Here is a 13,353-nt window from a genome sequence, read left to right on the forward strand (position 1 = left end):
CTCCGCCTGGGTTTGGTACCTTTCATTGGACACGTAAATCGATCGGATGTTCGCTTTCTGGGATCTCTGAGACGTCCGTTGTCGGCAGCAGACGCTCACGTCCTCCGACGTGCGGCGCGCCACACCATCGGACCGGGTGACAGCTCATGGCAGGAACCGATCACGAAAAGGCGCTGGACACCGCGCTCGCGCAGATCGATCGGAAATTCGGCAGGGGCTCGGTGATGCGCCTCGGCGAGCGGCCCCACGAGGCCATCGAGGTGATCCCCACCGGATCGACCGCGCTGGACGTGGCGCTCGGGGTGGGCGGTCTGCCCCGGGGCCGGGTGGTGGAGGTGTACGGGCCGGAGTCCTCCGGCAAGACGACCCTCACGCTGCACGCGGTGGCGAACGCGCAGAGGGCCGGTGGCACGGTGGCGTTCATCGACGCCGAGCACGCTCTGGATCCGGAGTACGCGAGGAAGCTCGGCGTCGACACCGACAACCTCATCCTGTCCCAGCCGGACAACGGTGAACAGGCGCTGGAGATCGTCGACATCCTGATCCGTTCCGGCGCGATCGAGCTGATCGTGATCGACTCCGTCGCGGCCCTGGTGCCGCGCGCGGAGATCGAGGGCGAGATGGGCGACTCGCACATGGGTCTCCAAGCCCGTCTGATGAGCCAGGCGCTCCGGAAGATCGCCGGCGCGCTCAGCCAGACGAGGACGACGGCGATCTTCATCAACCAGCTCCGCGAGAAGATCGGCGTGATGTTCGGCTCCCCGGAGACCACGACCGGTGGCCGGGCGCTGAAGTTCTACGCCTCGGTGCGTCTGGACATCCGCCGTATCGAGACGCTGAAGGACGGCACGGACGCGATCGGCAACCGCACCCGCGTCAAGGTCGTCAAGAACAAGGTCGCGCCGCCCTTCAAGCAGGCCGAGTTCGACATCCTCTACGGCCAGGGCATCAGCCGCGAAGGCGGGCTGATCGACATGGGCGTGGAGCACGGCTTCGTCCGCAAGGCCGGCGCCTGGTACACGTACGAGGGCGACCAGCTCGGCCAGGGCAAGGAGAACGCCCGCACCTTCCTCAAGGACAACCCCGACCTCGCCGACGAGATCGAGAAGAAGATCCTCGGGAAGCTCGGAATCGGGGCAGCGGCGAAGACCCCGGCCCCCGAGGTCACCGGCGCCGTCCCGATTCCTGATGTGGCACGGGCTCCGGCGGGAAAAGCCGCCTGACAGGCACCGCCGCGGTCCGGCCGGGGGCGGCCCACGTTCACCGTCGCGGCGTGGTCCACGGTCCCGATCCGCTCGCGTCCCTGTTCTCCTCGCCGGGCACCTTCTCGTGCGCGAGCGGGAGGCCAAGGTCCCGGGTCAGCGTGCGTGGTGATCCGGTGACGGCAGCGCTGCGGGGCCTCGGCCGATTGCCGCGGGCACGTCCGTGCTCGCGGCAATCGGCGTCCTGACGCGCCGGGCGGCCGGCCTCAGGCGTCGTGGCTCACGCCCACCGCACCCGGCTCAGACCGTTTTGCTGAGGCGGTCGGCCAGCAGGGCCGCGAAGCGGGCCGGGTCGGCCAGGTCGCCGCCCTCGGCGAGCAGCGCGGTGCCGTACAGCAGCTCGGCCGTCCCCTTCAGCTCCGGGTCGTCGGGCCGCTTCTCATGTGCCGCCCTGACCGCGCTGACCAGCGGGTGCTTCGGGTTCAGCTCAAGGATGCGCTTGACGGACGGAAGCTCCTGCCCCATCGCCTTGTACATCTTCTCCAGGGCCGGCGTGAGGCCGTCGGTGTCGCTGACCAGGCACGCCGGTGAGCTGGTGAGCCGGGTCGTCAGACGCACCTGCTTGACGTCGTCGAGCGTCTCGTTGAGCCAGGCCAGCACGGCCTCGTACTGCCCGGCCTCCTCCGGTGACGGCTCCTCCTCGGAGGGCAGGTCCACCTCCCCGCGGGTGATGGACTGGAACTCCTTGCCCTCGTAGTCGTGGACGGACTCGACCCAGATCTCGTCCACCCGGTCGGTGAGCAGCAGGACCTCGTACCCCTTGGCCCGGAACGCCTCCATGTGCGGGGAGTTCTCGACCTGGGCGCGGCTCTCGCCGGTCATGAAGTAGATCTTGTCCTGGCCCTCGGGCATCCGGGCGAGGTAGTCGGCCAGGGTGGTGGGCTCCTCGCCGGCGGTGGAGGCGAAGGAGGCGATGTCGAGGATCGCCTTGTGGTCCTCCGCCCGGTCCAGGAGTCCCTCCTTGACGGCGGGCCCGAACTCGCGCCAGAAGGTGCGGTACTTGTCGGTGTCCTTGCCCATCAGGTCCTTGATGGACGCCAGGATCTTCTTGGCCAGGCGGCGGCGGATGAGCTGGATGTGCCGGTCCTGCTGGAGGATCTCGCGGGAGATGTTCAGCGACAGGTCGGCGGCGTCCACGACGCCCTTGACGAAGCGCAGGTGGTCGGGCAGGAGTTCGCGACTGTCGTCCAGGATGAAGACGCGCTTGACGTACAGCTGGAGGCCGTGGCGGGCGTCCCGCTGGTAGAGGTCGTGCGGGGCCCGCGACGGCAGGAACAGCAGGGCCTCGTACTCGAAGGTGCCCTCGGCCCGCATCTGGATGATGTCGAGCGGGTCCGTCCAGTCATGGCTGATGTGCCGGTAGAACTCTTGGTACTCCTCCTCGCTCACCTCGGAGCGCGGGCGGGCCCAGAGCGCCTTCATCGAATTGAGGGTGCTCTCCCCCATCCGGACGGGGAAGGAGATGAAGTCCGAGTACCGCTTGACGATCTCCCGGATCTTCGCCTCGTCCGTGTAGTCGTAGAGCGCGTCCTCCTCGTCGGCGGGGCGCAGGTGCACGCGGACCGACGTGCCCTCGGGCGCGTCCTCGACGGTCTCGATCGTGTACGTGCCGTCGCCGTCCGACTCCCAGCGCACTCCCGTCTGTTCACCGGCCTTGCGGGTGAGCAGGGTGACCTTGTCGGCGACCATGAACACGGAGTAGAAACCGACGCCGAACTGGCCGATCAGCTCGGCCGACTGCTTGTTCTCCTTGTTCTCCCGGAGCCGGCGGAGCGTCTCCGCCGTGCCGGACCTGGCGATGGTGCCGATCAGTCCCACGACCTCGTCGCGCGTCATGCCGATGCCGTTGTCCCGCACGGTCAGCGTGCGGGCCTCCTTGTCGGCCTCGATCTCGATGTGCGGGTCATCCGCCTTGAGGCTGTCGTCCTTCAGGCCGGCCAGGCGCCGCTTGTCCAGGGCGTCAGAGGCGTTGGAGATGAGTTCGCGCAGGAAGATGTCCTTGTTCGAGTAGATCGAGTGGACCATCAGTTCCAACAACTGCCGCGCCTCGGCCTGAAACTCCAGCGTCTCGGTACTCATGACTTCCCTTCTGGTCGGTTGGTCCGTGTGAACACCAACATTGTCCGTCACCCTTTGCGGCTCGGTCGATGGACCGGTCCCCGGCCGGACCCTGGGGTCCGGGCTCTGCCGGACATGATCGGAATGAACAGCGATCAGTATGCGACCGGGACGCGCACAGCGGCCAGCACCGGCAGGTGGTCCGTGGCCGCGCGCAGGTCCTGTTCGCGAACCCCGGGAAGGCCCATCGGCACTCCGCACCCCAGCACCCGCACCCCCGGTGTGGCGAAGACGGCGTCGATGCGCTGCAGCGGGTCGCCCAGCCTGGTGGTGTGCTCCCGCCCCCACGGCTTCGTCGCCCAGCCGTCCTGGAGGGCCTGGCCGAGCAGGCCGAAGGTGCGGCCGTCGGGTCGGTCGTTGAAGTCGCCGCCGACGACCGCGTGTGGCTCCTTGAGAGCGGACAACTGCTCCAGGAGCAGCTGCCCCTGCGCGTAGCGCTCTTGGTCGTCGATGCTCAGGTGGCAGCTCAGGACGCCGAGGCGGGCCCGGCCGAACCGCAGCACGGCGGTCGAGAAGCCCCGCTGATGCAGACCCGGGGTGCGGGGCAGCAGCACGTCTTCGGTGCGCTCCACGTGGGCACGGAGCGAGGAGAGAATCATCGGCCCGGAGGCGGTGGCGCCGCCCGACACGTACACGAGCCCGCTGGTCCGCGCGAGACGGGTGGCGGCCTTGCGCCAGCGGAAGAACCGCGGCGCCTCCTGGACGCAGACGACGTCGGGCCGGCAGGCCCGGATCACCCGGGCGAGGGCGGTGACGTCGTCACGCATGGAACGGACGTTGTAGCTGAGCACGCGCACGACCGCGCTTCCGTCTCGCTCCGTCGTCGCATCAGGCAGATCCCGCACGCTGTTCCTCTCCTGGGCCCTCTCCTTGACGTCTCATTCTGGCCCGTCCTGTACGCCCGCACCGCCGCCGCCGAGTCCCTCCTCGGCGGCGCATCCACCTGACGCCCGGCCCCCAGGACTGCGGGCGTGTTCAGGCGGTGCTGTCGTGCCGCTGGTGGTGCTGTTCGTTGATGCGGCGGGCCTCCTCCAGCTGGTCTTCGAGGACGATGATGCGGCAGGCCGCCTCTATGGGGGTGCCCTGATCGACGAACTCCCGGGCCCGGGCGGCGATGCGCAGCTGGTAGCGGGAGTAGCGGCGGTGGCCGCCCTTGGAGCGCAGTGGGCTGATCAGGCGGTGCTCGCCCAGGGCGCGGAGGAAGGCGGGCTTGACGCCGAGCATGTCGGCGGCCCGGCCCATGGTGTACGCCGGATAGTCGTCGTCATCGAGATGGTCGACGGGACGGAGACTGGCAGGGTCCATAGAACCTTCTTCTTTCGGGACAACTTTCGGGAGACGTTTCGGAAGACACTCGGGAGACGTGTCACGGGACGCGCCGAGGGGCCCGGGCGCCGTACTGGCACCCGGGCCCCGAGTTTCATCACCATCCACCGGCTTGCCTCAGCCGGCGTTCGTTTTCCGCTGCCCTGCGCCCGGGGGGGGTAGGCGAGGCACCGGACCTTCCTTGACCTGCTCGCCCGGCAGTTCGTACCTGCCGGACCCTCTTCGACTTCTTGGCTACGGAGAAGACACTAACCCCCGCGCAGCACGATGTCTACTCCCGTGAGCATAGATTTCCTCCAGTACGAGGGGTTGGATTCTCCACCGTTCGTCCCTGCGGTCCCTCGGTGTCCCGTCGGGGCGGGGGCCGCCACGGGCAGGGCGTCGTTTCCTGCCGCACCCCCAGGGCATCCGAACGGGCATGACTCGCGACGCGTTGACTCAGGCCGCTTCCGGCAGTGGCGACAGCCCGGTCCTCATCCCCGTCCTCTGCCTCTTCCTGATCATGGGGACGATCCAGGTGGTACGCCCCCAATTGCTCTGGCAGGTCAACAGGAGGCTGCAGCGGGGCTGGGTGAAGGACCCGGACGCGACCGAACCCACCGCCAAGGGGTACACCATGGCGCGCGTGACCGGGGCGCTCGTCCTGGTGTTCGCCGCCTGGATGTTGGTCGAGCAGTTCTGACCGAGCGCGGCTTCGGCGGCCCCCGCAGACCCGGTGGCATACGACGCCTTACGGGATCACGTTCTGGCGTCCGCGCCGTGCCGCCGGTCCTCGGGCGGTGCCCGGCGAGGTGGGGAGCCGGTTCGTCAGGCAGCATGCGGTGACCGCGGTCCAGGCCGCGAGGGCGAGCCACGCCAGGGGGTGGGGTGAGAGAGGGAAGGCCTTGCCGCCTTCGACGGCGGTGATCTCGGTGGTCGCCGTGGCGTACATGCCCAAGGGGAAGACGATGGTCCACAGCGCGGGCTCATAGGTGAGCGGGATGCGGTGGCGCAGGTGACGCCAGATACCCGCGGCCAGGAGCACGGGGATCAGGAGGGTGGCCCAGGCCCACAGGGCGAGGACCGCGACGGCCAGGGCAGAACGGGCAGCGCCGGACAACAGGTGGACGCGGGCGAGGAGTCGGGCGCCGGCCAGGGTGCTGATGGCGGCGGCGCCCATGGTGACCCAGTAAGTAGGGGTCAGTTCCGCGGCCGAGGGCGGATGGTGTCGCAGGCGTCGGACGACCAGCGTGAGGGTGGCCGCGTAGAGAAGGGAGCCGGCGCTCCAGAGCACGAGCGCGAGGGTGAGGACGGCGTGCTCGGGGTGCAGGCCGGTCAGGGCGAGGCCCAGCGCTTGCAGCCCTACGGTGGCCAGGAACCAGCTGCCGTCGGCCCGCCGCGGCGCCGGGCGCGAGCCGGGCGCCTCCTGGTCGGCCACGGTCCCGGCGCCGGCGCGCTCGTCGGCGCCGGGGACGGCCCGGACGACGCTCCGCCCGACGGCCCGGGCCAGCAGCAGCCACACGAGTGCCGCGAGGAACAGGAGAAAGTGGGCCGCGCACCTGAGCGGGCCGGCGCAGAGCCGCGCGGCGAGGACACCACTGGCCGCGACCAGGGTGAAGTGCCCGAACAGCCGCGGCGGGTCGCGGAGTTCGGCCCGCACAGTCGCGCGGTGGTACCGGGCCTTGATCACGGTGCCGGTCAGGAGCACCAGGTACGACGCCACCGCGATGCCGAACAGCACGCTCGACACGGTGGGGGCTCCCGCTTGCGCCACGGCCCGGGAGACGATGCCGGTGGCCATCACCGGGGCGAAGCACGCGGGCGGCAGGCGCCGGCACCGGTCGAGCAGTTCTTCCCGCATCAGCGGCGGACGAGGGGCTTCCGCGCGGCCTGGCGCCGCGGGGGCCGGGGGCCGGGACCGTGTGCGGCGGGCACCTGACGGGCTCCGCGGGAGCGGTAGACGACGTAGGGGCGCACCAGGTAACCCAACGGCACGGTGAAGGCATGGACCAGGCGGCTGAAGGGCCACAGGACGAACAGGGCCATGCCGAGCAGCGCGTGGACCTGGTAGGCGAGGGGGGCGTGTGCCATGGCGGGCACGTCCGGGTCGAGGGTGAACAGGGAGCGGAACCATACCGAGACGCCGAGGCGGTAGTCATAGGGGTGGGGCCGCAGCGTCGTGGCGGTGGCCGTCAGGCCGGCCAGGACGACACAGATCAAAACCGGGTAGACGGCCCGGTCGCTGCGGCTCGTCGCGGCCCGGACGGCGGGCACCCGGAGCCGTCGGAAGAGCAGGATCGCGAGGCCGGCGAGGGTGGCGAGGCCCGCGGTGCCGCCGACGAGGAGGGCGTTGGCGTGGTAGAGCCACTCGTGGACGCGCACCCGCTCGGTGAGCGACTCGGGCACGAGCAGACCGATGACGTGCCCGGCGGCGACGAAGACGATTCCGTAGTGGAACAGCGGCCCGCCGACGCGCAGCAGCCGGCTCTCGTGCAGCTGGCTGGAGCGGGTGGTGAAGCCGAACCGGTCGTAGTGGTAGCGCCAGGCGGTGCCGGTGACGAGCACCGCGAGGGCGAGGTAGGGCAGGACGCCCCACAGGGTGGTGTGCAGATGGTTCACCGGGAGGTCTCCTCCGCGTGCGGGGCGTCCGATGGTCGTTGGGGGAAGGGAAGGAGTCCGACCGCCTCGGTGGGAGGGCCGCCGCGGGCCAGGCGCAGGGCCGCCTCCCGGGTGGCCGGGCCGGGGCCGGGCAGTGCGTGGCAGACGGCTTCGACGATGTCGGCGTACGGGCTGTGGTGGTCGGTCAGAGCGAGGCGCAGCAGTTCCAGCCCGGGCCGGTGTTCGGCGAGCAGGCGGGTGCCGGCCTTCGGGGTGAGAGCGGCGAACTCCAGCATCAGGGGCAGGAAGTCGGGCAGTTCGTCCTCGGGCGGCTGCCAGCCGTGGCCGCGGTAGAGCGCCTTCAGGCGGGCGAGGTTCGTGCCGCGTCTGCGGGTGTCGCCGTCGGTGTAGTACGTCAGGTAGAGGCAGCGGCGCCGGCTGCGGTCGAACGTCGTGACGTACCGGGCGGCGAGCGTGAGCGGCGCCGTGTCGCGGACCGTGGCGCAGAACCGCAGCAGGAGGGCGACGTCGGGGCCGGGCAGTGGCTCCAGGGCCGCGGTCACGGCGTCCAGCCGCTCGGGCCAGCGCGCGTCGGGGTAGCCGAGGAGCAGCGCGGCGGCCTGGTGGACGGCGGGGCCGCTCACGGTGCCGTGCCCTCACCGCGCGGGAAGAGGCCCTCGGGGCGTCCTCGGCCGTTCCAGTTCAGGAGGTTGACGCGGCCGCGCAGTGAGGCGCCGGCGTGCTCGGGCGCCCGGCCGCCGTCGCCGTCGCCCGCTCCCCCGCCGTCACCCGCGAAGGGCCCGTGGAAGGCGTCCGCGTCGTACATCCCGGGGCCGCCGGGGCCGTCGAGGCCGCACCCCGCGTCCGGCGCGTCGGCGTCGATGTCGCCCGGCAGGGGGGCGGTGTAGCTGGTGGGGATGACGTACCGCTCGTCGTACTTGGCGAGGGCGAGGAGCCGGTACATGCCGAGGATGCCTTCGGCGTCCATGCCGACGGCGCGGGCGATGGCCGGGTCCTGCGCCTCGCCGAGGTTGACGCGCCGCATGTGGGAGCGCATCGCGGCCAGGCGGCACAGCGCGGCTTCCACCGGGGCCGGGTCGCCCGCGGTGAAGAGCCCGGCGAGGTACTCCACGGGGATGCGCAGGGAGTCGATCGCCGCGAAGAGTTTCGCCGGGTCCTCCCCGTCGTGCCCGGTGGCGGTCAGGGACTCCACGACCGGGGACAGCGGTGGGACGTACCAGACCATGGGCATGGTGCGGTACTCGGGATGCAGCGGCAGGGCCACCTTGTAGCGGCTGATCAGGGCGTGCACCGGGGAGCGCCGGGCGGCGCTCACCCAGTCGTGCGGGATGCCGGCCTGTTCGGCCGCGCGGCGTACGGCGGGGTCCTCGGGGTCGAGGAAGCAGTCGAGCTGGGCCTGGTAGAGGTCCTTCTCCTCGGGCGTGGCCGCCGCCTCGCCCACTCTGTCCGCGTCGTAGAGGATGACGCCGAGGTAGCGCAGCCGCCCCACGCACGTCTCGGAGCAGACGGTGGGCTGGCCCGCCTCGATGCGGGGGTAGCACAGCGTGCACTTCTCGGCCTTGCCGGTCTGGTGGTTGAAGTAGACCTTCTTGTACGGGCAGCCGGTCACGCACATCCGCCAGCCGCGGCAGCGGTCCTGGTCGACGAGGACGATGCCGTCCTCGACGCGCTTGTACAGGGCGCCGGAGGGGCACACGGCGACGCAGGACGGGTTCAGGCAGTGCTCGCAGATCCGCGGCAGGTAGAACATGAACGCCTGCTCGTACTCGAGCCGCACCCGCTCGTTCATCTGCTGGAGGATCGGGTCGCCGGCGAGGTGCCCCGGCCCGCCGCCGAGGTCGTCGTCCCAGTTGGGTCCCCAGGTCACCGCGGTGGGTTCGCCGTCGATCAGGGACCGGGGCGGCGCGGTGGGCACGTCGTCGCCGAGCGGCGCGGAGATGAGGTTGTCGTAGTCGTACGTCCACGGCTCGTAGTAGTCCGCGAGTGCCGGCAGTTCGGGGTTGGCGAACAGGCGGGCCAGGCGCCGGGCCCGGCCGCCGCTGCGCGGCACCAGGCGGCCGTGTTTGAGCCGCCAGCCGCCCCGCCACTTGTCCTGGTCCTCGTAGGCGCGGGGATACCCCTGGCCCGGGCGGGTCTCGACGTTGTTGAACCACACGTATTCGGTGCCGGACCGGTTGGTCCAGGTCTGCTTGCAGGTGACCGAACAGGTGTGGCAGCCGATGCACTTGTCGAGGTTCATCACCATCGCGACCTGTGCCATCACGCGCATGTCAGTACTCCACGTTCTGCGAACGGCGGCGGATCACGGTGAGCGCGTCGCGCTGGTTGCCCGTGGGGCCGTAGTAATTGGGGGCGAAGGAGAGCTGGGCGTGGCCGCCGATGAGGTGGGTCGGCTTGATCAGCAGCCGGGTGAGGGCGTTGTGGACGCCGCCGCGCCGCCCGGTGGCCTCGGACTTCGGGACGTTCACCAGGCGCTCCTGGACGTGGTACATGAACACGGTGCCCGGCGGCATGCGGTGCGAGACGACGGCGCGGGCCACGACCACGCCGTTGGCGTTGTGCGCCTCGATCCAGTCGTTGTCCGCGACGCCGATCTCCTCGGCGTCGGGCACGCTGATCCAGATCACGGGGCCGCCGCGGGCCAGGGTCTGCATCAGCAGGTTCTCCTGGTACTCGGAGTGGATCGACCACTTCGAGTGCGGGGTCAGATAGCGCACCGTCACCGACCGGCCGCCGTCGCCCTGACCCGGCTGCTCCCCGAGCGCCGCGACGTCCAGCGGGGGCCGGTAGAGGGGCAGTTGTTCGCCGTACTCGGCGATCCACGCGTGGTCGAGGTAGAAGTGCTGGCGTCCGGTGAGGGTGTGCCAGGGCTTGAAGTGCTCGGTGTTGATCGTGAACGGCGCGTAGCGGCGGTCGGGGCCTTCCTTGCCCGACCACTCGAAGCTCGCGCCCACCTGTACGGGGCGCGCCTGGGTGTCGGAGAACTCCACCCGGCGCTCGGCCACCGAGGCGGCCAGTTCCGCCAGGCCGGTGTCCGCGCCGCACCGCTCGGCGAGCCGCTCGAACCCCTCGGCGGCGAGGCGGCCGTTGGTGGTCCCGGACAGGGCCAGGATGGCCTCGCACAGTTTGACGTCGGTGTCGAGGAGGGGCCGCCCCCGCACCGGGCCGTGGCCGGCCGTACCGCACCGGGCGGCCAGCCACCGGGCCTCGGGGCCGGGGCGCACGGTGACTCCCTTGACCGTCATGCCCTGTTCCTCGGCGAGCGGCCCCAGGGCGGCGATCCGGTCGCCGAGGGTGGTGTAGTCCCGTTCGACGACGGTGAAGTGCGGCCCGGTCGGCCCTTCCGGCGGGGCCTCGCCGGGGGTGTCGTGCTGCAGGGCGGTGGCGACGAGGTCGTGGGCGGTGTCGAGGCGGCCCCGGGCGAGCCGGGACACCTCCGCGGCGAGGCCGTGGAAGATCTCGAAGTCGGTGCGCGCCTGCCACGGCGGGTTGATCGCGGGTGAGAACGCGTGCACGTAGGGGTGCATGTCGGTGCTCGACAGGTCGTGCTTCTCGTACCAGGTCGCCGCGGGCAGCACGAGGTCGGCGAAGAGGGTGGTGGACGTCATCCGGAAGTCGAGGGCGAGCAGCAGATCGAGCTTGCCGCACGGCGCCTCGTCCCGCCAGGCCACGTCGCGGGGCCGGGCCCCGGGCGGGGCCTGCGCGGCACTCGCGTTGTCACTCGCGCCGAGCAGATGGCGCAGGAAGAACTCGTTGCCCTTGGCCGACGAACCGATCAGGTTGGCCCGCCACACGGTGAGCACGCGCGGCCAGTTGGCGGGGTCGTCGGGGTCCTCGCACGCGTAGGACAGCCGCCCCGCGTCGCGTTCGGCGGCCACCCACCGTGCCGGGTCCGCGTCGGCCGCGCGGATGCGCTCGCCCAGCTCCAGGGGGTTGGCGCCGAAGGTGGGGTACGAGGGCATCCAGCCGTGGCGGGTGGCGTGGGCGACGAGGTCCGCGGTGTGCAGGCCCGTGAGGTCACCGGGGGCGGTGGGCGAGGCGAGGGCGTCCGCGGTGAACTTCTCGTAGCGCCACTGGTCGGTGTGCAGATACCAGTACGGGGTGCCGGCCATCTGCCGTGCGGGGCGGGTCCAGTCGGCGGCCGTGGCCAGCTGCTGCCAGCCCGCGTACGGGCGCACCTTCTCCTGGCCCACGTAGTGCGCCCAGCCGCCGCCGTTCACGCCCTGGCAGCCGGTGAGCAGCAGCAGCGACAGGAACGAGCGGTAGATCGTGTCGGAGTGGAACCAGTGGTTGGTGCCCGCCCCCATCACGATCATGCAGCGGCCCCTGGTCCGCTCGGCGGTGCGGGCGAACTCGCGCGCCGCCCGCACCACGGCGCTCGCGGACACGGAGGTGATCGCCTCCTGCCAGGCGGGTGTGCAGGGGCAGGACGCGTCCTCGTACGAGGTGGGCCACTGCCCGGGCAGGCCCTCGCGGCCCACGCCGTACTGGGCCAGCATCAGGTCGAAGACGGTGGTGACCAGCCGCCCGCCGACGCGCAGGGCCGGCACCGCGCGCCGCAGTGTGGCGCCCGGGGTGTCGAAGCGCGGCAGGACGACGGTGGCCCGCGTCGCGCCGGGGCGGCCGTGGAAGCTGAGCAGCGGATCGATGTCACCGAGGTCGAGGTTCCAGCGGCCCTCGCTCTCCTTGGCCCAGCGGTCCCCCAGGGTGCCGTTCGGGACGTGGGGCCGGCCGGTGGCCGCGTCGAACAGGACGGGCATCCAGCGCCGCGAGCCGGCCTCGGCGTCCTGCGCCAGGTCCAGGTCGCGGGCGGTGACGAACGCGCCGGGCGTGTGCGCGTCCGTCCCGCGCTCGTCCAGGGTCACGAGGAAGGGCAGGTCGGTGAAGCGCTTGACGTAGTCGGTGAAGTACGGCACCTGCCGTTCGACGAAGCACTCCCGCAGGATGACGTGCCCCATGGCCATGGCCAGCGCCCCGTCGGTGCCCGGGTGGGGGTGCAGCCACTCGTCGGCGAACTTCGTCGCGTCGGCGTAGTCCGGGGAGACCACCACGACCTTCTGCCCCCGGTAGCGGGCCTCGGCCATCCAGTGCGCGTCCGGGGTGCGGGTGACCGGCACGTTGGAGCCCCAGAGCATCAGATAGGCGGCGTCCCACCAGTCCCCGGACTCGGGTACGTCCGTCTGGTCGCCGAAGACCTGCGGCGAGGCGATCGGCAGATCGGCGTACCAGTCGTAGAACGACAGCATCGGCGCGCCGATCAGCGCGTGGAAACGGGCGCCGGCCGCGTGCGAGGCCATCGACATCGCGGGGATCGGGGAGAAGCCCGCGATCCGGTCCGGCCCGAACTCCTTGAGGGTGTGCACGTGCGCGGCCGCCGCGATCTCCAGTGCCTCGTCCCAGCCGATGCGCACCAGGCCGCCCTTGCCCCGGGCCGACTGGTAGCGGCGGCGCAGGTCCGGGTCGCCGGTGATCTCGGCCCATGCCGCCACCGGGTCACCGCCGAGGCGGCGCTTTGCATCCCTGAACATCTCCACCAGGACGCCTCGGGCGTGCGGGTACTTCACCCGGGTCGGCGAATACGTGTACCAGGAGAACGACGCGCCCCGCGGACAGCCGCGCGGTTCGTAGTCCGGCCTGTCCGGTCCCGCGGAGGGGTAGTCGGTCGCCTGTGTCTCCCAGGTGATCAGACCGTCCTTGACGTACACCTGCCAGGAGCAGGACCCCGTGCAGTTCACCCCGTGCGTGGAGCGCACCACTTTGTCGTGCGCCCAACGCTCCCTGTACGGTTGGTCGTTGACCCGTTGATCCGATGTGAATACGGCCCGGTCGTCGGGCGTGGCCGGAGCCCGCCGCAACATCTGTCCCACCGCGAAGAGCCGCTCGGCCGCGTCGGCCGCCATCTGGTCCACCTTCGCCCTGCCACGTCCCACGCCCTCGGGCTCCCCTCGTGGATCGGCGTGCCCGGGCAGTCACCCCGGACGCGCGCCTGTCGACGAACGAGGGTCAGACTCCTCCTGGCCGGCCCGTCGGCGGGACTTCTTTTCGGCCA

The 13,353-nt window shown here is 71.2% G+C and carries 10 protein-coding genes; 2 read left to right on the forward strand and 8 right to left on the reverse strand.

What is annotated here, in order from left to right; translation table 11 throughout:
* Positions 1-146: 146 nt before the first annotated feature.
* Positions 147-1,223 carry a recombinase RecA gene (recA, locus tag ACZ5GP_RS11715; protein WP_468750676.1) on the forward strand — a complete coding sequence of 359 codons (1,077 nt, stop codon included), beginning with the start codon at positions 147-149 and terminating at the stop codon, positions 1,221-1,223.
* Positions 1,224-1,502: 279 nt separating this feature from the next.
* Here recA and htpG read toward each other — a convergent pair whose 3' ends face one another.
* The 3 genes from htpG to ACZ5GP_RS11730 form a co-directional block, all read right to left on the reverse strand.
* Complete coding sequence (htpG, locus tag ACZ5GP_RS11720; RefSeq protein WP_468750677.1) at positions 1,503-3,341, reverse strand: molecular chaperone HtpG; 1,839 nt, start codon at positions 3,339-3,341, stop codon at positions 1,503-1,505.
* Positions 3,342-3,475: 134 nt separating this feature from the next.
* A complete protein-coding gene (locus ACZ5GP_RS11725; protein WP_468750678.1) occupies positions 3,476-4,225 on the reverse strand; it encodes an endonuclease/exonuclease/phosphatase family protein in 750 nt (249 codons plus the stop codon).
* 130 nt (positions 4,226-4,355) lie between these two features.
* The gene (locus ACZ5GP_RS11730; protein ID WP_468750679.1) at positions 4,356-4,685 is read right to left on the reverse strand and encodes a MerR family transcriptional regulator; all 330 of its coding nucleotides are present in this window, start codon (positions 4,683-4,685) and stop codon (positions 4,356-4,358) included.
* A 439-nt stretch (positions 4,686-5,124) separates the two neighbouring features.
* On the opposite strand from ACZ5GP_RS11730, the gene ACZ5GP_RS11735 reads away from it, so the two are divergent.
* Positions 5,125-5,388 (forward strand): DUF6199 family natural product biosynthesis protein, encoded by a 264-nt coding sequence (locus ACZ5GP_RS11735; protein WP_468750680.1) that lies wholly within the window; start codon positions 5,125-5,127, stop codon positions 5,386-5,388.
* Positions 5,389-5,436: 48 nt separating this feature from the next.
* Here the strand turns inward: ACZ5GP_RS11735 and ACZ5GP_RS11740 are convergent, their stop codons facing one another.
* Genes ACZ5GP_RS11740 through ACZ5GP_RS11760 form a run of 5 tightly spaced genes read right to left on the reverse strand, consistent with a single transcriptional unit; the run spans position 5,437 to position 13,204 of the window.
* Complete coding sequence (locus ACZ5GP_RS11740; protein WP_468750681.1) at positions 5,437-6,546, reverse strand: tellurite resistance/C4-dicarboxylate transporter family protein; 1,110 nt, start codon at positions 6,544-6,546, stop codon at positions 5,437-5,439.
* A complete protein-coding gene (gene narI, locus ACZ5GP_RS11745; RefSeq protein ID WP_468750682.1) occupies positions 6,546-7,304 on the reverse strand; it encodes a respiratory nitrate reductase subunit gamma in 759 nt (252 codons plus the stop codon). The genes ACZ5GP_RS11740 and narI overlap by 1 nt, the downstream gene beginning before the upstream one ends.
* A complete protein-coding gene (gene narJ, locus ACZ5GP_RS11750) occupies positions 7,301-7,927 on the reverse strand; it encodes a nitrate reductase molybdenum cofactor assembly chaperone (RefSeq protein ID WP_468750683.1) in 627 nt (208 codons plus the stop codon). Before narJ ends, narI begins: the two co-directional genes overlap by 4 nt.
* Positions 7,924-9,573, reverse strand: coding sequence for a nitrate reductase subunit beta (narH, locus tag ACZ5GP_RS11755; protein ID WP_468750684.1), 1,650 nt, complete (start codon positions 9,571-9,573; stop codon positions 7,924-7,926). The genes narJ and narH overlap by 4 nt, the downstream gene beginning before the upstream one ends.
* Position 9,574: 1 nt before the next feature.
* Positions 9,575-13,204, reverse strand: coding sequence for a nitrate reductase subunit alpha (locus ACZ5GP_RS11760; RefSeq protein ID WP_468750733.1), 3,630 nt, complete (start codon positions 13,202-13,204; stop codon positions 9,575-9,577).
* Between the last annotated feature and the right edge of the window lie 149 nt (positions 13,205-13,353).

This window comes from Streptomyces sp. NPDC031466 (assembly GCF_055581265.1).